The 18,860-nt window shown below is 66.4% G+C and carries 14 protein-coding genes; 7 read left to right on the top strand and 7 right to left on the bottom strand.

The genetic code is table 11. The annotated features are described in order from the left end of the window. Positions 1-124: 124 nt before the first annotated feature. Positions 125-1,345 carry a sulfotransferase family protein gene (locus U1839_RS21260; RefSeq protein ID WP_332805579.1) on the bottom strand — a complete coding sequence of 407 codons (1,221 nt, stop codon included), beginning with the start codon at positions 1,343-1,345 and terminating at the stop codon, positions 125-127. A 53-nt stretch (positions 1,346-1,398) separates the two neighbouring features. Here U1839_RS21260 and U1839_RS21265 point away from each other — a divergent pair, with 53 nt between their 5' ends. After that, positions 1,399-2,001, top strand: a complete 603-nt coding sequence (locus U1839_RS21265) for an aspartyl/asparaginyl beta-hydroxylase domain-containing protein (RefSeq protein ID WP_332805580.1) — start codon at positions 1,399-1,401, stop codon at positions 1,999-2,001. 3 nt (positions 2,002-2,004) lie between these two features. On the opposite strand, the gene pepF is transcribed toward U1839_RS21265, so the two are convergent. Then, complete coding sequence (pepF, locus tag U1839_RS21270) at positions 2,005-3,873, bottom strand: oligoendopeptidase F (protein WP_332805581.1); 1,869 nt, start codon at positions 3,871-3,873, stop codon at positions 2,005-2,007. A 158-nt stretch (positions 3,874-4,031) separates the two neighbouring features. Here pepF and U1839_RS21275 point away from each other — a divergent pair, with 158 nt between their 5' ends. Beyond that, positions 4,032-4,973 carry a bifunctional helix-turn-helix transcriptional regulator/GNAT family N-acetyltransferase gene (locus U1839_RS21275; protein WP_332805582.1) on the top strand — a complete coding sequence of 314 codons (942 nt, stop codon included), beginning with the start codon at positions 4,032-4,034 and terminating at the stop codon, positions 4,971-4,973. 144 nt (positions 4,974-5,117) lie between these two features. Here U1839_RS21275 and U1839_RS21280 read toward each other — a convergent pair whose 3' ends face one another. The 5 genes from U1839_RS21280 to U1839_RS21300 all read right to left on the bottom strand — a co-directional run bounded on the left by U1839_RS21280 (position 5,118) and on the right by U1839_RS21300 (position 12,249). Next, on the bottom strand, positions 5,118-6,770 hold the full coding sequence (locus tag U1839_RS21280) for a DUF6311 domain-containing protein (RefSeq protein WP_332805583.1): 1,653 nt from the start codon (positions 6,768-6,770) through the stop codon (positions 5,118-5,120). A gap of 72 nt (positions 6,771-6,842) precedes the next feature. Beyond that, the gene (locus U1839_RS21285; protein WP_332805623.1) at positions 6,843-8,453 is read right to left on the bottom strand and encodes a DUF6311 domain-containing protein; all 1,611 of its coding nucleotides are present in this window, start codon (positions 8,451-8,453) and stop codon (positions 6,843-6,845) included. A gap of 235 nt (positions 8,454-8,688) precedes the next feature. Then, positions 8,689-10,335 (bottom strand): chaperonin GroEL, encoded by a 1,647-nt coding sequence (gene groL / locus U1839_RS21290; RefSeq protein ID WP_332805584.1) that lies wholly within the window; start codon positions 10,333-10,335, stop codon positions 8,689-8,691. An 81-nt stretch (positions 10,336-10,416) separates the two neighbouring features. Beyond that, positions 10,417-10,704 (bottom strand): co-chaperone GroES, encoded by a 288-nt coding sequence (gene groES / locus U1839_RS21295; protein ID WP_281126715.1) that lies wholly within the window; start codon positions 10,702-10,704, stop codon positions 10,417-10,419. A 132-nt stretch (positions 10,705-10,836) separates the two neighbouring features. Then, positions 10,837-12,249: an MATE family efflux transporter gene (locus tag U1839_RS21300; RefSeq protein ID WP_332805585.1), complete on the bottom strand. Its 1,413-nt coding sequence runs from the start codon at positions 12,247-12,249 to the stop codon at positions 10,837-10,839. A gap of 133 nt (positions 12,250-12,382) precedes the next feature. On the opposite strand from U1839_RS21300, the gene sppA reads away from it, so the two are divergent. The 5 genes from sppA to U1839_RS21325 all read left to right on the top strand — a co-directional run bounded on the left by sppA (position 12,383) and on the right by U1839_RS21325 (position 18,858). Further along, the gene (sppA, locus tag U1839_RS21305) at positions 12,383-14,269 is read left to right on the top strand and encodes a signal peptide peptidase SppA (protein WP_332805586.1); all 1,887 of its coding nucleotides are present in this window, start codon (positions 12,383-12,385) and stop codon (positions 14,267-14,269) included. Continuing rightward, on the top strand, positions 14,263-14,826 hold the full coding sequence (locus U1839_RS21310; protein ID WP_332805587.1) for a GNAT family N-acetyltransferase: 564 nt from the start codon (positions 14,263-14,265) through the stop codon (positions 14,824-14,826). The genes sppA and U1839_RS21310 overlap by 7 nt, the downstream gene beginning before the upstream one ends. Positions 14,827-14,997: 171 nt before the next feature. Then, complete coding sequence (gene ileS / locus U1839_RS21315; RefSeq protein WP_332805588.1) at positions 14,998-17,940, top strand: isoleucine--tRNA ligase; 2,943 nt, start codon at positions 14,998-15,000, stop codon at positions 17,938-17,940. Continuing rightward, positions 17,937-18,452 (top strand): signal peptidase II, encoded by a 516-nt coding sequence (lspA, locus tag U1839_RS21320; RefSeq protein WP_281126720.1) that lies wholly within the window; start codon positions 17,937-17,939, stop codon positions 18,450-18,452. Before ileS ends, lspA begins: the two co-directional genes overlap by 4 nt. Continuing rightward, positions 18,445-18,858, top strand: a complete 414-nt coding sequence (locus U1839_RS21325) for a DUF3035 domain-containing protein (protein ID WP_281126721.1) — start codon at positions 18,445-18,447, stop codon at positions 18,856-18,858. Before lspA ends, U1839_RS21325 begins: the two co-directional genes overlap by 8 nt. Positions 18,859-18,860: the final 2 nt, after the last annotated feature.

Below are 18,860 nucleotides of genomic sequence, written 5' to 3' on the forward strand. Positions count from 1 at the left end.
CCTATGTTGCCGGCGGGCGGTATCAGTCCAGGCCATCTGCTTCTCCTATCGTCTCGACAACGACGGTGAATCACAACCTACTGATATCGCTCAACCACTTTCCGCTCGGGCTCTTAGTCGCGTCTTACGCTGCCGCCAGCAGGCGCACGGCTTCCAGCGCGGCATAAGGGGTCGCGAGATATTGCTCGACCACGGCGAGGATATCGGGCGTCGCTTCCGCGCGCTTCGATACGCTGTCGGGCGTGAAGGGCCTTTCCTTGCTCTTCACGTCGCGCACGGTCGCTGCGCGCATCGCCGCGCGATCCGTCGCGTCGGTGACGATGTCGAAGTGGTGCAGCATGCGTTGCGGCAAGGCATCGGGCATCTCGTCGTAGTTGACCAGTAAGCCGCCGCCGCCCGGCATGCCCGCGACCGCCGCCTGGCAAATCCGTCCGAGAACGTTGGCACCATAAGCGAGCGTCGAATCCTCGCCTCTGTCGTCGATGCCGAAGGTCTCCGGCGGGACTTCGCCCGGCACCGCCATGACGCCGGCCTGGCGCTTCTGCGAGACCATCACCTCAACGGGATCGCGGTACATGAAGGCCCAGGGTGTGTCGGGGAATGCAGCACGGAACAGCGGCAGCGCCATCATGTGCCAGGCGTCGAGCTTGATGACATAGCGCCGCGAGTCGCCGCTGCGGTTGCGGCCGAGCGCTGCGACGACGGCACGGAGCACGCGCGCGTGCAGTTCGAGCGGGAGGCCGGGGATCTGGTGGTTGAGCTGCACCGCGCCGTCGATCGGTGCTGCCTCGGACGGCACGATCGCGCCCGGCAATGCGGCAATCATCTGTGCCGCGAGCGTCGAACCGCAGCGCGACATGTGAAAGATGAAACCGTCGGGCAGCAACGCGTCGTCGGGGGCGGGGGCGTCGATCAGGCTCTGTAAGGTCGATCGCTCGCGCATCAGCCGGTTGATCGGGAGCGCGCCGGCGCGCCGGGCGGAAGTTTCGAAGAAGGAATCGCGTAGCGGCTCGCCGGCGAAATGAACCCAGCTGAGCGCGGCGCCCTGCGGTGTGGGCACGATCGCGGTCGGTAGCCATTGCCGGGGCGGGTAGCCGATAATCGTGCTATTGCCGTCGTCAAAGCGGGCCAGACCGAGTGGATCGGGCTTCAGCGCCTCGTGCAGCATGTCGGCATCGAGCGTGATGCCGTGCGCGGCGCCGGCGGCGATCGCCGCGGCATTGAACGCTTCCGGGACGTAGAGTGGTGCCAACCGGTCCTGCAAGGCGGCGTCGGCGGCGACGAGCGCTCGGAAGCGGTCGATCGCGGTGGCGGTGTCGGTCGGCGGCACGAATTGTCCTTGCACGGGAAACGATGTGGCGACTTGCGCCGCCGTCGCCACGGCCTATCGTGATGCGCGTGCCGGAACAATCTCCCAGAGCGATACCCGATCGCGTCCGTCTGCCATTCACGTTCGATGCGGCGCGGCTGTGCACCGATCTCGACCGGTTGCTGCGCCACGACTGGACCGAACATTTCGTGCGGCAGAATTACGACGGGATGTGGGACGTGCTGCCGCTGCGCTACAGGCACGATGCGAAGCATCCGATCATGATGATCTATTCGGATTCGACCGCGACCGAATTCGTCGATGGGCCGATGCTCGGCGAAGCACCCTATATCCGCGAGCTGCTCGGCGTGTTCCGCTCCCCGCTGCGCAGCGTGCGGCTGATGCGGCTGACGCCGGGCTCGATGATCAAGGAGCATGACGACCTGGACCTCGCCGCCGAACTTGGCACGGCGCGGATCCATGTGCCGATCACCACCAATCCGCAGGTCGAGTTTCTGGTCAATCGAGTGCCCGTGACGATGGCGCCGGGCGAGATGTGGTATTTGCGCCTGTCGGATCCGCACAGCGTCGCCAATCGCGGGTCGACCGACCGCGTCCATCTGGTGATCGACACGGTCGTCGACGACTGGCTGCTCGATACGCTGGACGCGGCCGCGAGGCAGTCAGCCTGAGCCTCAGGCCATCAGCGCTTCGGCCTGGTCGAGCGTCTCCTTGAAGGTCGCGATGATCGCCTGGTACGGCGCGGGCGTGGTCATATCGAGCCCGGCGCGCTTGAGAATGTCGACCGGATAATCCGATCCACCGGCCTTGAGCACCGAGAGATAATTGTCGCGCTCCTTAGCACTGCCGTGCAAGATCGAGCGTGCGAAATAAGACGCCGCCGAAATGCAGGTGGCGTACTGATAGACGTAGAAGCTGTTATAGAAGTGCGGGATATACGCCCATTCGGAGGCAAAGGCGTCGGCCACGCTGACCTTCGCGCCGTGATAGCGGCGCAGCAGATCGAGATAGGTCGCGCTGAGCTTCTCTCCCGATAGCCCTTCGCCCGCTTCGGCCTTGTCGTGGATCGCCAGTTCGAATTCGGCGAACATCGTCTGGCGGTAAAAGGTGCCGCGCATGCTTTCGAGCTGCTGGCCGAGATAGAACAGCTTCTCCTCTTTGGTCCTGGCGTGCGCCACCATATGCGCGGCGAGCAACTGCTCGTTGCAGGTCGAGGCGATCTCGGCGAGGAAGATGGGATAGTCGGACTTGTCGTAGACCTGGGTGCGATTGGCGAGCAGCGTGTGCATCGCATGCCCCCATTCATGAGCGTAGGTTGTCATGCCGTCATAATTCTCGCCCAAGTTGAGCAATAGATAAGGATGCACGTCATAAGCTGCGCCTGGATTCATATATGCGCCGGACTTCTTGCCGCGTCGGGGCAGCGGATCCATCCATTTCGCCGCCGTCGCCTTCGACAGCGTCGCGACATAATCGGGGCCGAGCGGGGCGAGCGCCTGCAGCACCGTCGCGCGCATTTCGGGGACGGTGACCTTCTTGTCGAGCTGCACCAGCGGCGGGTAGATGTCGTAATAAGCCATGTCGGGCAGCTTGAGCAGCTTGCGGCGCAGCTCGAAATAACGGTGCAGCTGCGGCAGCCCGTTGTTGGTTTCCTTCACCAGCGTACGGTATACCGCCTCGGGCACATTGGCGCCCGACAGGTACATCGCTAGCGACGTGGGGTATTTGCGCGCCTTCTTGCGGAAGATGTCGGCCTTGACGTGGCTGAGATAAGCCGCGCCGAGCGAGCTCTGGAACTTGCCATATTCGGCCCAGAAAGTGTCGAACACCAGCTTGCGATCGGCGCGCGCCGGCGCATCGCGATTGAGCGTATAGGCCTGGTCGTCGAGCCGTACCTGCTTGCCGGTCGACAGCGTCACGGTCGGCCAGGGAATGTCGGTGGCGACCAGCTGCTCGCGAATGTCGCCCGCGCCGGAAAAGGGCGCCGAGGTGCCGGCGAGCAGGTTCTCGCCCTCGGGTGTCAAGGTGTGCTCCGCCTGGCGCAGCGCGTCGGCAAGATAGAAATCGAAGCGTGACTTGAGCGTGGCGTTGCTGGCGACGAAGCTCTCGATCTTCGCCTTGCCGACGGTCAGCAGTTCGGGCGCGACCCATGAGGTCGCCTCGCCGAACGCCGTGAACATGTCGATCGCCTGCGCCTGGCGCTCCTGATTGGCCGATATGCGCAGATCCTCGTCGGCCTTGAGGCTGATATAGGTGTAGACCCGGGTGGCAGTGCGACCGATATCCGATTGTGCCACCAGCGCGGCGGCGAGCTTCTCCGCGCTTGACCCGAGCGTGCCCTTGTAAACGAGCAGGCCGGGGATGTCGCCGAGCACCTTGCGCCGCGCCGCGTCCCACGCGGCGTCATCGGCATAGAGGTCGCTCAGGTCCCATGCCGCCGTCTCGATCGGCGCCGCCTTGTCCTGCGCCCAGGCCGGTGCCGCGGCGGCGAAGGTGGCAAGCGCAGCGGCGGCAAGGGCTTCGCGGCGGGACAGGTCGGTCATGGAGGTGCCTCGGATCGTCGGGGATGGGTTGATGCCGACAACCTGCCGCGCCGCGCGGCGAAAAGAAAGGGTGTATCAGGCGTGCAAGGCACGTCGTGTGCTGGACAGCTGCGTCAACAAATAATATAACGCGTTATATTGTTGCTGAGGTACCTGAGATGAGCGATGTTGTTGCGGAGATGGGACCGGTCTTTTTGGGCAGCCGCCTCAAACGACTGGCCGAGCGCCTGCAGGGCGACGCCGCGCGAATCGCCGCCACCGCCGATCTTCCGGTCCAGCCAAGCCAGATGCCGTTGCTGGCCACGCTCGACCGGCACGGGCCGCTGACCGTCGGCGCGGCGGTCGAGATGCTCGGCATCAGCCAGCCGGCGGTGACGCGCATCCTGTCGCGATTGGCCGCGCTCGGACTGGTCGAGACGAGCCGGGCGCATCGCGACCAGCGCCAGAAGACCATCGCGCTGACCACCGAGGGGGCGGCGGTGATGGCACGCGCCAAGGCGGTGTTGTGGCCGATGACCGCGGCGGCGGTCGCCGATCTGTGTGGCGACGCGCCGGAAGCGTTGCTCGACCAGATCGCGGCGATCGAGCGCGCGCTGGGCGAGGCGCCGCTCGATCGCCGGCCCGGCCCGACAATCCTCGATTACAGCGACGCGCTGGCGCCCGATTTCTACAGCATCAACGCCGCCTGGATCGAGACGATGTTCGCGATGGAGGACAGCGACCGCGAGGTGTTGCTGGCGCCGCGCGAGAAGATCATCGCGCCCGGCGGCGCGATCCTGTTCGCGGCGGTGCCCGGGCTCGGCGTGGTCGGGACCTGCGCGTTGCGCAAGACCGGGGAAGGGCAGTTTGAACTGACCAAGATGGGCGTGCTCGAATCCGCGCGTGGCCGCAAGATTGGGGAGTTCCTGCTCGCTGCTGCGATCGAGCGCGCCCGCGCGATGGGTGTCGAGACGCTCTATCTTCTGACCAACGCCCGCTGTGCGCCGGCGATCCATCTCTATGAAAAGGCCGGCTTCGAGCACGACAGCTGGGTCAAGGAGACCTTCGGCGCGCGCTATCAGCGGTGCGACGTGGCGATGCTTTACCGCGCGCCAGCCTAAGCGACGACGCTAAGGCGCGATGATTTCACCTCAACCCGTTCGTTTCGAGCGAGGTCGAGAAACCTGGCGGAGCGCCTGTTGCCGTTTCTCGACTGCGCTCGAAACGAACGGGTGGGGAGTGATTCAGGCAGAAGCCATCCCCCTCTAGGCCGCCACGCGGCAGCCCGGCATCGCTGCCCCCGCACGCGTCGGGACGATGACCGACACACCGTCGATCGCGACGAGGCGTGCGCGCAGTGCGGGTGGGACGTCTTGCGGACGGGCGACGATGTATAGGCGCGTCGGGTCGATCTGCCCGGCCAGGAATATCCGCCGGTCGGCATCGATCCGCGCCTGCGTCGTCCGGGGAATGCGTGAGGCGTAGAAATAGCGCATCGGTCGGCACTGGCGCACAGCCCGCCAGGCAATTTCCTCGATCAGGTCGAGATTGCGGAACGGCTCGGGTGGCTGGATGTCGATGCTGCCCGCACGCGCGATCAGCGTGTCCCAGCGCGGGTCGCGCGTGCGTTTGTAGACCGTGCGGCCACCGGCCTCGGCCGTGCTCGCCCGGATCGCGGCAAACATCGGCATGATGTCGACGAGCTGGAGCGCCAGGCAGATCACCAATACCGCGGTGACCATGGCTCGCGGCAGGCGATAGACGCTGACGATGGCGACGAACACGATCGTATAGGCGGCCGGCCAGAACAGCCGGCCCGAGGCGCGCACGAGGTCGAGCATCGCGAGGACCATCGGCGGTAGTGTTACGCCGCTCGCCGCCACGCCGCCCCAGCGGATCACCGGGCCGATGGCGAGCAATGCCAGCACCAGCAGCGCAGGTAGCAGCCAGGCGAGACGGGCAAGCAACGCGCGTGGTTCCGCGTCACGCCCGCGCCGCGCTAACAGGATGAACGACGCTACCACCAGCGCAAGCAGGCCGGCCCCAAGATACTGAAACCCTTCGAACGCCGCACTGCCGTCGCCGGGCGGGCGCGACGACGGAAGCAGCGCGGTGTAGGACGGGTTTGCCGGGTTCCACAGCGCGTCGAGCGACAGGGTGAAATGGCCATAGCTGTCGGTCGAGACCAGCCCCGACCCGACGATGCCGTTGAACAGCGCAATCACCCCGACGAGCGACGCGATACAGGCCACCATCGCAAAAGCGTCGCGCCGTGCGTCCCGATCACGCGCAGTGACGAACTGCTGGAGCAGCGCGCTCGCCCAGAAGGCACCGACCATCAGCAGCAGATAGCTGTGGATCAGCCCGGCGACGGCAATGATCGCGGCCCAATGGCGCACAGATCGCGCGCGGCGCGGCTCGACGAAGATCCACAGCGCCCATAGCAGCAGCCAGTGCGCGCACAGCGTGGCGTGGCCGATACGATTGTATAATGTCGGCAGCAGCGTGAGCAGCGCGGTGCCGAGCCACGCCGACAGGAAATCGGGCGCATGACGGCGCACCAGCGCATAAGCGAAGCCGACATGCAGCATCAGGCACAGCAGCAGCCACGGGCCGATCACCTGCACCCCGTCCGGCAGCCAGCGCGCCCAGGGCGCGAGCACCAGGCCGGCGAGCGGATTGCTGTCCATCAGCAACAGATGCGTGCCGTCGGGCGCGAGGATCAGCGGCGTGCCGCTCCCGGGCCAGTCCGACAGCCGCAGATAGGCGTTGAGACCGATGCTACTCTGCCCCCAGTCGCTGCCGCGCAAGACCCAGCCGACATTGCCCGGCAGCAGCGCCGCCGGATTCACCCAGGCGACGAAGATCGCGAGGGTCAGTGCCAGCAGGGCGGCGCAGCGAAGGACGCGAAGGGCCATGATCCGCCTGTGCCGCGCAGATGGGAAGATATGGTTAATGAAAGCGATGAGCCCTCGTTTAACGGGCCGGCGTCAGCGCGCTGGGTTGGGCGGAATGATCGCGATGCCGTCGAGGTGGCGCACCTGGTTGGCGAGAATCGGCGGCGCGCGGCCGTCGAGCAGGACATAGAGCCGGTGGCGGTCGATCTGCCCCGTCGCGAACAGCACGCTGTCGACGGTGAGGCGCCGCCGCACCGCGATCGGCTCGCGCGAGGCGTAGAAAAAGCGCACCGGCTTGCCGGCGGTGATCGCGCGCCACGTCACCTCCTCGAGCAAACCCAGATCGCGATACATTTCAGGTGGTTCGAACTGGATCGTGTCGGCCTGCGCGATCAGCGTATCCCAGCGCGGATCGCGCGTGCGGCGATAGAGATTGGTCCGCGCCGCCGTGGCGCTGCTCGCGCGCGTTGTGGCGAGCAGCGGCCACATGTCGACGACCTGCAGCAGCAACGCCCCCGCCAGCAGCCAGGCACCACGGTGCAACCGGCTGACCAGCACGATCGCGACGAAAACGAGCGTGTAGAGCACGGGCCAGAAGAGCCGCCCCGCCGCGCGCACCGGGTCCAGCGCCGCGACGACCCAGTGGGGCAGCGGCAGGGTCGCAAGCGCTTCGCCGCGCCAGATGAGATGCGGCGCCATCGCGACGAGCGTCAGCACAACAAAGGCGGGCAATAGCCATGCGAGGCGCCGGAACAGCGCCTCGTTGCGGAGTTCGGCGCGGTGCCGAAGGCCAAAGGCCAACGCGACCGCGACGAGCGCAAGGCCGCCGAGACCGAGATAGTTCATCCCCTCGAATTCCTGGCCGGGGGAGAGCGCCGCGCCCGGCAGGAACGCCGAATTGGTGCCGTTATTGGGGTTCCACAGCGCGTCGAGCGCCATCGAATAGGTGCCGTAACCGCCCGCGACGAGCGTCGGCTTGTTGATCGTGCCGAGGAACAGCAGGACGAGCGCCAGCGCCGCGACGACGGTGCCGACATCGCCAAGCACGGCTGCACGGGCCCAACGCCCGCGCGCCGCGACAAAGGCGCGCAGCATCGCGCTCGCCCAGATCGCGACGACCATCACCAGGATATAGGGATGGATCATCATTGCGGCGACGGTGACCGCCACCCACCAGCCGAGCCGCGCCGATCGCCCGGCATCGACATAGATCCACAGCGCCCACAGGATCAGCCACTGCGCACAGAGATTGACGTGGATATAGCGCGCCAGCAGCACCGGCATCAGTGTCAGCAAGGCGGCGCCGATCCAGCAGGTCAGCGGACTCGCCACGAAGCGGCGCAGCAGCGCGGCGGCAAAGCCGGTGTGCAGCAGGATGCAGGCGAGCAGCCACCAGCCGATATATTGCCAGCCAATCGGCAGCAGCGACGCGAACGGGCGCAGCAGCGCACCGAGCAGGGGGTTGCTGTCGGTCAGCGCCAGCGGGAAGCCGTCGGGCGCCATCAGCAGGGTCGACTGGAGCGACGGCCAGGGCGGCGGCGCGCGCAGATAGGCGGCGAGGCCGATGATCGCCTGGCCATGATCGTTGCCGTCGAGCAGCCAGGCGAGACGCGTCGGGTTGAGCACCGCCGGGTTCATCCAGGCGAGGAAGATGGCCACGCTGAGCGCGAGCCAGGGAAGGATCCAGGTCAGGAAAGTGCGCATCACGGCGCGTCTTGGCCGAGCATGCGCCGAAAAGCTATCGTCGGATCAGCCGCGTCCTGTGCGACGCAAGGACATGAAAAGGGCCGGAGGTTTCCCCCCGGCCCGATTCGCGTAGGTCTGAGCGGCGCGGGCAAAGCCCGCGCGGTCGTCGGACGGAACTTCGGCCAAAGGGGCCGAAGCCTGCCGGCCGTTCTGATTTTCTGTCCGGGGCAGCTCGCGCTGCCCCGGTCGAAAATCAGAAATCCATGCCGCCCATGCCGCCCATGCCGCCGCCGCCGCCCATCGGCATGGCGGGCTTGTCTTCCGGCAGCTCGCTCACCGCCGCTTCGGTGGTGATGAGCAGGCCGGCGACCGAGGCCGCGTCCTGCAGCGCGGTGCGAACGACCTTGGTCGGGTCGATCACGCCGGCGGTGACGAGGTTCTCGTACACGTCGGTCTGGGCGTTGAAGCCCATGTCCGGGTCGTTGCCGTCGAGCAGCTTGCCCGAGATCACCGCACCGTCATGACCGGCATTCTGCGCGATCTGGCGGACCGGCGCGTAGAGCGCCTTGCGGACGATATCGATGCCGCGGGTCTGGTCGTCGTTCGCGCCGGTCAGGCCTTCGAGCGCCTTGGTCGCGTACAGCAGCGCCGTACCGCCGCCGGGGACGATGCCTTCTTCGACCGCTGCGCGGGTTGCGTGCAGTGCGTCGTCGACGCGGTCCTTGCGCTCCTTGACCTCGACCTCGGTCGAACCACCGACCTTGATCACGGCAACGCCGCCGGCGAGCTTGGCGAGACGCTCCTGGAGCTTCTCCTTGTCATAGTCGCTGGTGGTGTTCTCGATCTGCGCACGGATCGCCTCGGTGCGGCCCTTGATCGCATCGGAATCACCGGCGCCATCGACGATGGTGGTGTTGTCCTTGTCGATCGTGACGCGCTTGGCGGTGCCGAGCATGCCGACGGTGACGTTCTCGAGCTTGATGCCGAGGTCTTCCGAGATCATCTCGCCCTTGGTCAGGATCGCGATGTCCTCGAGCATCGCCTTGCGGCGATCGCCGAAGCCCGGTGCCTTGACGGCCGCGACCTTGAGGCCGCCGCGCAGCTTGTTGACGACGAGCGTGGCGAGAGCCTCGCCCTCGATGTCCTCGGCGATGATCAGCAACGGGCGACCCGACTGGACGACTGCTTCCAGGATCGGGAGCATCGCCTGCAGGTTCGACAGCTTCTTCTCGTGGATCAGGATATAGGGATCCTGAAGCTCGACCGACATCTTCTCGGGGTTGGTGATGAAGTAAGGCGACAGGTAACCGCGGTCGAACTGCATGCCCTCGACGACGTCGAGCTCGAACTCGAGGCCCTTGGCTTCCTCGACGGTGATCACGCCTTCCTTGCCGACCTTGTCCATCGCTTCGGCGATCTTCTCACCGACGACGGTGTCGCCATTGGCCGAGATGATGCCGACCTGGGCGACTTCCTTCGAACCCGACACCGGGCGCGAACGCGACTTGATGTCGGCGACGACCTTGACGACCGCGAGGTCGATGCCGCGCTTCAGGTCCATCGGGTTCATGCCGGCTGCCACCGACTTCATGCCCTCGCGAACGATCGCCTGGGCGAGCACGGTCGCGGTGGTGGTGCCGTCACCGGCGACGTCGTTGGTCTTCGAGGCGACTTCGCGCAGCATCTGCGCGCCCATGTTCTCGAACTTGTCCTTGAGCTCGATCTCCTTGGCGACGGTCACGCCGTCCTTGGTGATGCGCGGCGCGCCGTAGCTCTTGTCGATCACGACGTTGCGGCCCTTCGGGCCAAGCGTGACCTTCACTGCGTCGGCGAGAATGTCGACACCGCGCAGGATGCGCTCGCGCGCGTCACGCGAAAACTTGACGTCTTTCGCTGCCATGTTGGTAAATCCTTGGATAAGTGGAATGATTGTGGAAAGGAACCGGTCGGGAGGGCTGGGACGATGCCCGGCCCATCGGCGTCAGCCAACGATACCCAGAATGTCCGATTCCTTCATGATCAGCAGGTCTTCACCGTCGATCTTGACCTCGGTGCCGGACCATTTGCCGAACAGGACCTTGTCGCCCGCCTTGACGTCGAGCGGCGTCACGGTGCCGTCCTCGGCGCGGGCGCCCGAACCGGCGGCGACGATCTCGCCTTCCTGCGGCTTTTCCTTGGCGGTGTCGGGGATGATGATCCCGCCCGCGGTCTTCTCTTCAGCCTCGATGCGGCGGACGAGGACGCGGTCGTGCAATGGACGAAAGTTCATGCGCGTTTGCCCTTCTGCTTCTTGATATGAACGCTTGTTAGCACTCGCACGTGGTGAGTGCCAGCACGGCGCATATGTGGAGGCCGGCGCGAGTCGTCAACGGGTCGCGCGACAAAAAATGCCGCCGACACCTCAGTTCGTTGGCCAGTGCAGCAGGCCGATCCGTTCGCGCGCGTGCCAGCGCCACAGCAGCAACGCCGCGACGACGAGCAGCCCGACGGCAAGCCCGGTCCAGATCCCGACACCTCTCCAGCCGAAGCGGAAACCGAACAGGATCGCCGTGCCGAAGCCGGCAACCCAATAGCCGAACGCGGCGATCAACATCGGTACGCGCGCATCCTGGATGCCGCGCAGCACGCCCGCCGCAACCGACTGCGCGCCATCGACCAGTTGGAACACCGCGGCGACGACGAGATATTGCAATGCGAGCGCGATGACCGCCGCATTGGCCGGCTTGTCGAGGTCGATATAGATGCCGACGAACAGGCGCGGTATGCTCCAGATCATCAATGCGGCCATCCCCATGAATCCGATACCCACCGCCAGCGCGACGCGCCCTGCGCGGCCGACCGCCGCCCGGTCGCGCGCGCCGAACGCCATGCCGACACGGATCGTCGCGGCCTGTGCGACGCCGAGCGGCACCTGGAAGGTAAAGGCGGCGATGTTGAGCGCGATGGCGTGCGCTGCCACTTCGCTGACCCCGATCAGCCCCATCAGGATCGCCGCGCCACCGAACAGCGCACCCTCCAGCACGAAGGTCGAAGCGATCGGCACGCCGAGGCGAACAATCTCGCGCAGCCGCGACCATTCCGGCCGCCACCAGCGACCGAGCAGACGATAGCGCCGCAGCCTGGGGTCGAGCAGCAGGATCGCGGCATAGGCCAGCATCATCGCCGTCGTCGTCACGACACTGGCGATCGCCGACCCTTCGAGGCCGAGCGCAGGGAACCCGGCATGCCCGAACACCAGCAGCCAGTTGCCCAGCGCGCCGAACCCGAGCGCCACCGCTGTCACGCCCAGTGCCCAGCCGGGGCGGCCCAGTGCCGCCGCGGCGGTGCGCATCACGCCGGCAAAGATCGCCGGCACCAGCGCCAGCAACAGGATATCGAGAAACGCACCCGCGCGCCGTGCGACATCCGGGTTCTGGTCGGCGAACAGCAGCAGCCTCTCGCCATGCGCGAGCAGCAGCATGATCGGCAGTGACGCCAGCGCGGCGAGCCACATCGCCATGCGAAACGACCGCCGCACTTCGCGCACGGCATGGCGCCGCCGGCCGAGTTCGGCCGCGATCAGCGGCGCGCAGGCGGTGGTCAGGCCGAGCAGCGCCCACAACATCAGGCTGTAGAGAAAGACGCCCAGCGTCGCCGCCGCGAACTCGACCGTCGACAGGCGCGCGACGAACACCACGTCGATCGCATAGACCGCCATCTGCAGCAGATTCGCGCCGACCAGCGGCGCCGCCAGCGCCAGCAGCGCGCGCAGTTCGACGCGGTGGCTCGGTGCGATCGCTCCGGTCAGCGGGGTCAGGGCGGCGTGATGGGCCATGCCGAGCGCTCTATAGACCGACCGTGCCAAAGCGCCACACCACGGCCTGTGTTGCCCGGCTAACACGGAGATTTACTCGCGCGCCGGCTTGCTCTAGCGGTAAGGCTCATCCGCCAAGGCAGGGGATAATGAAGTGAAACTGGTTCGGGGCGCGTGGAAGATCCTTGTCGGCATCAAGGACGGCCTCGTGCTGATCGCGATGCTGATCTTTTTCGGCCTGTTGTTCGCTGCCCTGTCTGCGAAACCCGGTCCGACCTCGGTCCGCGACGGCGCCCTGATGTTGCAGCTCGACGGCCGCATCGTCGAACAGCCGGCCGACGTAAATCCCTTTGCCGCGCTGAGCGGCGGCGGCAACGACGCGCGTGAATTCCGCCTGCGCGACGTGGTGCGGGCGCTCGACAAGGCGAAGGACGACACCAAGGTCAAGGTCGTGGTGCTCGATCTCGAATCGTTCGGCGGCGGTTATCCTGCCGCGCTCAACGAGGTCGCCGACGCGATCGGCCGGGTGCGTGCCTCCGGCAAGCCCGTGCTGGCCTATGCCACTTCCTACACCGATGGCGCCTATCGCCTCGCCGCCAACGCCAGCGAGATCTGGGAAAGCCCGATGGCCGGCAGCCTGTTCATGGGACCGGGCGGATCGCAGCTCTATTACAAGGGGCTGATCGACAAGCTCGGCGTCAACGCGCACGTCTACCGCGTCGGCAAGTATAAATCCTATGTCGAGCCCTACACTCGCGCCGACGCCTCGCCCGAGGCCAAGGAAGAAGTCCGCGTCCTTTACGATGTCCTGTTCGCGCAGTGGAAGGAAGCGATCGGCAAGGCGCGGCCCAAGGCCAAGATCGCCGATTTCCTCGCCCAGCCCGACAAGGTCGTGCTCGCCGCGCAGGGCGATATCGCGCGCGCCAATCTCGATGCCGGGATCGTCGACAAGCTCGGCACCCGGCTCGATTTCGGCAAGCGCGTCGCCGCGATTGCCGGTCATGACGACCGCAAGGCGGTGGGCAGCTACAACACGATCCGCTATCAGGCCTATGTCGACGCCAACCCGCTGCCGACGGGTGGCGACGCGATCGGCGTGCTGACCGTCGCCGGCGACATCGTCGACGGCAAGTCGAACGGCGGCAATGTTGGCTCCGATACCGTCGCCAAGGCGGTGCTCGATGCGCTGGCCAAGAAGAAGCTCAAGGCGCTGGTGGTGCGCGTCGATTCGCCCGGCGGTTCTGCGATGGCGTCCGAAGATATGCGCATGGCGATCGTCGAGGCGCGTGCGCAGAAGCTGCCGATCGTCGTGTCGATGGGCAGCGTCGCCGCGTCGGGCGGCTATTGGGTGTCGACCGCCGGCGACGTGATCTTCGCCGAGCCGACCACCATCACCGGCTCGATCGGTATTTTCGGCATCATCCCGACCTTCGAAAACACCCTGAAGAAAATCGGCGTCACCACCGACGGCGTTAAGACCACGCCGATCTCGGGCCAGCCCGACATCATGGGCGGCACCAACAAAGAGACCGACGCGATCTTCCAGGCGGGAATCGAGAACGGTTATCGCCAGTTCGTCGCCCGCGTGGCGCAGGCGCGCCACCTGACGCCGGCCCGCGTCGATGAAATCGGCCAGGGCCGCGTATGGGACGGCGGGACGGCCCACCAGCTCGGCCTGGTCGACCGCTTTGGCGGCCTGCAGGACGCGATCGCCGAGGCAGCGAAGCGCGCCGGCCTCAAGGTCGAGGATGTCCATGCCGTATATCTCGAGAAGAAGCCGGGCCGCTGGGCCAAGCTGCTCGCCGGTCTGTTCCGCGACGATGACGACGAGGACAGCGCCACCCCGGCGAGCGATGCCTATAGCCGCATCGCCGCCGACCGCCGGGCGATGTTCGCCAGCGCGCTGGGCGAGGTGAAGCGCATCGGCACGGGTGCGGCGGTGCAGGCGCGCTGCCTCGAATGCAGCGGCTTGGGCGGCGCGGCGCCGAGCAACGCCGATGTCAGCCTGATGAACCTCCTGCTGGCGCGCCTCGGATGGTAATCGCGGTCCGCCCCGCCACGCCCGACGACGCCGCCGCGATCGCCGCGATCTACAAACCCTATGTCGAGGGCGCGACGGTGTCGTTCGAGCTCAAGGCGCCCGACGAGCGCATCATGCGCGCGCGCATGACCGCGTCGGACGGCTATTATCCCTGGCTGGTGGTGACCGAAGGCGAGGGCGGCGAGGTGCTGGGCTATGCCTATGCCACCAAGTTCCGCGACCGCCCGGCCTATCAGTACACGATCGAGACCGGCGTCTATTTGAAGCAGGGCACGCAGGGTCGCGGCAATGGCCGGCAGCTCTACGACGCGCTGATCGACACGGTGCGTGCGCAGGGCTTCACCCATGCGATCAGCGTGATCGCGCTGCCCAACGACCATATGATCCGCCTCCACGAATCGGTCGGCTTCCAGCGCACCGGCGTGCTGCGCGAGGCCGGCTACAAGGCCGGTCGCTGGATCGACGTCGGCTTCTGGCAGTGCCGCCTCAACGATTCTACCATCCCCCCGCGCGAGCCGAAGCCGTTCAGCGAAACCGGCATGGTGTGGAACTGGTGACGTTTTCCCTCTCCCTTTGGGAGAGGGAGGGAGGCGCGAAGCGCCGGAAGGGTGAGGGCAGCTGCTCCACCCGCGTCGCTGCCCTCACCCCGCGTCGCTTCGCGCCTTACCCCTCTCCCACAGGGAGAGGGGTTTTAGTCCCGCCATCTCTCGTCTAAGCCCCGCCCAGCCATGACCGACACCACCGCCCCCGCCGCCGACTATCGCAACACCGTGTTCCTGCCGGTGACCGACTTTCCGATGAAAGCCGGTCTAGCCGCCAAGGAGCCGGCGATTCTCGCGCGCTGGGCCAAGCTCGGCCTCTACGACCGGCTGCGCGAGCAGCGTGCCGGGGCCGAGCGTTTCATCCTGCATGACGGCCCGCCCTACGCCAATGGCGACATCCATATGGGCCATGCGATGAACAAGGTGCTGAAGGACATCATCGTCCGCAGCCAGTCCTTGCTCGGCAAGGACGCGCCCTATGTGCCCGGCTGGGATTGCCACGGCTTGCCGATCGAATGGAAGGTCGAGGAAGCCTACCGCGCCAAGAAGCTCGACAAGGACCAGGTCCCGGTCGCGCAGTTCCGCGCCGAATGCCGCGCCTATGCCGAGAAGTGGGTCGCGGTGCAGCGTGCGCAGTTCGAGCGGCTCGGCGTGATGGGCGACTGGGAAGACCCCTATCTCACGATGAAGTTCGAGGCTGAGGCGGCGATCGTCGGCGAGCTCCTCAAGTTCGCCGAGAGCGGCCAGCTCTATCGCGGCGCCAAGCCGGTGATGTGGTCGCCGGTCGAAAAGACCGCGCTCGCCGAGGCCGAGGTCGAATATGAGGATGTGGTGTCGACGCAGATCGACGTCGCGTTCGAGATCGTCGAGGCGCCGAACGCGCCCGAACTGGTCGGTGCGCACGCGGTGATCTGGACGACCACGCCGTGGACGATCCCGGTCAACCAGGCGCTGAGCTATGGGCCGGAGATCGAGTACGGGCTGGTCGACCTCCTGCCCTATGGTGGCGCCTTTGATCCTGATCAGACGACTCAAGAGCAAGCTGACGAGTGGGTCAGGCTTAGGCGAAAACTCCCGAGGAGCATTGTCATTGCGATGCCTCTGATGGAGGCTGTCGGCAAGCGACTTGGCGTTGAGATGATCCGCCTCTCTGACGCTCGATGGATAGGTAAAGGCTCTGATCTCGCCGGCGCCGTCGCCCGCCACCCGATGCACGAACTCGGCGGCTTCTTCGCAAAGCCGCGCCCGTTCCTGCCCGGGGACTTCGTCACCACCGATGCCGGCACCGGTCTCGTCCATATGGCCCCGGACCATGGGGAAGACGATTTCGAGCTGTGCAAGGCGCACGGCATCGACCCGGTGTTCGCGGTCGATGGGGCGGGCATGTACCGTGCCGACTGGCTGTGGCTGGGCGGGCAGGGCAGCGTCATCAACAAGAAGTTCGTCGCCGCCGGAGCCGGAGGCGACATCAAAGAACCCGGGCCGATCTGCAGCGACCTGCGCGCCGCCGGTGCGCTGCTCGCGGCGTCGGACGACTTCGCGCACAGCTACCCGCACAGCTGGCGTTCCAAGGCCAAGGTGATCTTCCGCGCCACGCCGCAATGGTTCATCCCGATGGACCAGCAGGTCGGCAGCGGCGTCGTCGCCGTGCCGCAGGTCGCGACGGGCACCGAGATGCCGACGCTCGGCGTGGCGATGGGCAACGGCCCGACGCTGCGCGAAATCGCGCTCGACGCGATCGAGCGGACGCGCTGGGTGCCGACGCGCAGTCAGAACCGCATCCGCGCGATGGTCGAGCAGCGCCCTGACTGGGTGATCAGCCGCCAGCGCGCCTGGGGCGTGCCGATCGCGCTGTACGTCGATCGCAAGACCGGCCGTTACCTCAACGACAGCGCGGTCAACGACCGCATCGTCGCGGCCTTCAAGGCGACCGGTGCGGACGCGTGGTTCGCCGCCGATCATCAGGCGCTGCTCGGCGACAAATACAACCTCGCCGATTACGAGGTGATCACCGACATCCTCGACGTCTGGTTCGACAGCGGCTCGACCCACGCCTTCGTGATCGAGGCGCGTTACGGCGAGGGTGTCCGCGCCAATCTTTATCTCGAAGGCTCCGACCAGCATCGCGGCTGGTTCCAGTCTTCGTTGCTCGAAAGCTGCGGCACACGCGGCCGCGCGCCGTACGACGCGGTGCTGACGCACGGCTTCGCGCTCGACTCCAACGGCAAGAAGATGTCGAAGAGTCTGAAGAACGTCGTCGATCCGCTCAAGATCATCGAGGAATCGGGCGCCGACATCCTGCGCATGTGGGTCGCGCAGACCGATTATTTCGAGGATGTGCGGATCGGCAAGGAAGTGCTTGGCACGACCTCCGACGCCTATCGCAAGCTGCGCAACAGCTTCCGCTATTTGCTCGGCGCGCTCGACGGCTTCACCGACGCCGAGAAGGTCGACACGCGCCACATGCCCGAGTTGGAGCTGTACGTGCTCCATCTGCTCGGTAAGCTCGACGTCGAATTGAAGGCGGCGGCGGAGAATTACGAGTTCAACCGCTATCTGCGGCTGCTGACCGATTTCGCGCAGGAAGACCTGTCGGCCTTCTTCTTCGATATCCGCAAGGACAGCCTCTATTGCGACGCGCCCGGCGACATGAAGCGCCGCGCCTGCCGCACCGTGCTCGACATCCTGTTCCACGCGTTGGTGCGCTACGCCGCGCCGATCCTGTGCTTCACCGCCGAGGAAGTGTGGCAGTCGCGTTATCCGAGCGAGGACGGCTCGGTGCATTTCCTCACCTGGCCCGAGCTTCCCGCGCTGCCCGGCGACGATGCGATCTCGACCGCCTGGGGCGATGTCCGCGCGCTGCGCCAGCAGGTCACCGAGGCGATCGAGCCGCTGCGCCGCGAGAAGATCGTCCGCTCCAGCCTCGAGGCCGAAGTTGTCGTGCCGTCGCTGCCGCTGCCGGCCGAGGCGCTGGCCGAGATCTTCATCGTCGCCCGCGTGACGCAGGGCGAAGACCTTCAGGTCACCCGTACCGAGTTCCACAAATGCGGCCGTTGCTGGCGGCATCTGCCCGATGTCGCGGCGGATGGCACTCTCGACGCCCGCTGTGCCAAGGTGGTTGCCGCATGAACCCGCTGCCCAAACTCGGCCTCGCCATCGCGGGCGCCTTCGTCATCGTCGATCAGGCGGTGAAACTGTTCGTCACCGGGCCGCTCGGCCTCAGCGTGCTGGGCGATTCGCGCACGCTGCTGCCGATCTTCAACCTGCAATATGTCGCCAATCGCGGCGTGTCCCTCGGTCTGCTTCATGCCGATACCGAGACGATGCGCTGGGCGCTCGTCGCGTTGACCGGCGCGATCGCCATCGGCGTGCTGGTGTGGATGTTCAACGAAAAGAACCGCCAGGACCAGTTCGCGCTCGGCATGGTGCTGGGCGGCGCGGTCGGCAACATCATCGATCGCATCCGGCTCGGCTATGTCATCGACTATGCTGATTTGCACTTCGGCGAGTGGCGACCGTTTTTGGTCTTCAATCTCGGCGACGCCTTCATTACCATGGGGGTGCTCGTCCTGCTCGTCCGCGCTCTCCTCGTGCGCGACAAGTCGCGGGCACGGGCATCTGTGGAGAATTCCAATGCGTAAAATGGTACCGATCGTCGCGGGGCTCGGCCTCGTCGTGCTGCTCTCCGGCTGCGGGCATCGCGGCTTTGGCAAGGGCGGTCCGGACGAATTCGCCGTCGCCCGTCAGGCGCCGTTGGTCATTCCGCCCGACTTCGCGCTCGTCCCGCCCAAGCCTGGCGCGACGCGCACCAACGACACCGGCGCGCAGGCTCAGGCGCTCGACGCGCTGTTCGGTGGCCCGGCGGCACGCAGCAATGGTGAGAGCGCCACGCTGGGTGCCGTGGGTGCCGATCCCGATCCCGGCATCCGCTCGTCGGTCGGCGACCCCGCCACCGCCGTCGTGGACAAGGGCACGACGACCCGCGACGTTATCGCCGCCCCGGAAGGCGACGGCCAGGCCGCGCGCGCATCGACCCCGAACCCCTGACA

Origin of the sequence: Parasphingomonas halimpatiens (assembly GCF_036663795.1) — a bacterium.
Lineage (GTDB): Bacteria > Pseudomonadota > Alphaproteobacteria > Sphingomonadales > Sphingomonadaceae > Sphingomonas.

Bases quoted from the DNA above. Each gene is read 5' to 3' on its own strand.
- pepF (WP_332805581.1), bottom strand. From the start codon at position 3,873: ATGACCGACCTGTCCCGCCGCGAAGCCCTTGCCGCCGCTGCGCTTGCC.
- U1839_RS21275 (WP_332805582.1), top strand. From the start codon at position 4,032: ATGAGCGATGTTGTTGCGGAGATGGGACCGGTCTTTTTGGGCAGCCGC.
- U1839_RS21280 (WP_332805583.1), bottom strand. From the start codon at position 6,770: ATGGCCCTTCGCGTCCTTCGCTGCGCCGCCCTGCTGGCACTGACCCTC.
- U1839_RS21285 (WP_332805623.1), bottom strand. From the start codon at position 8,453: ATGCGCACTTTCCTGACCTGGATCCTTCCCTGGCTCGCGCTCAGCGTG.
- groL (WP_332805584.1), bottom strand. From the start codon at position 10,335: ATGGCAGCGAAAGACGTCAAGTTTTCGCGTGACGCGCGCGAGCGCATC.
- groES (WP_281126715.1), bottom strand. From the start codon at position 10,704: ATGAACTTTCGTCCATTGCACGACCGCGTCCTCGTCCGCCGCATCGAG.
- U1839_RS21300 (WP_332805585.1), bottom strand. From the start codon at position 12,249: ATGGCCCATCACGCCGCCCTGACCCCGCTGACCGGAGCGATCGCACCG.
- U1839_RS21310 (WP_332805587.1), top strand. From the start codon at position 14,263: ATGGTAATCGCGGTCCGCCCCGCCACGCCCGACGACGCCGCCGCGATC.
- ileS (WP_332805588.1), top strand. From the start codon at position 14,998: ATGACCGACACCACCGCCCCCGCCGCCGACTATCGCAACACCGTGTTC.
- lspA (WP_281126720.1), top strand. From the start codon at position 17,937: ATGAACCCGCTGCCCAAACTCGGCCTCGCCATCGCGGGCGCCTTCGTC.
- U1839_RS21325 (WP_281126721.1), top strand. From the start codon at position 18,445: ATGCGTAAAATGGTACCGATCGTCGCGGGGCTCGGCCTCGTCGTGCTG.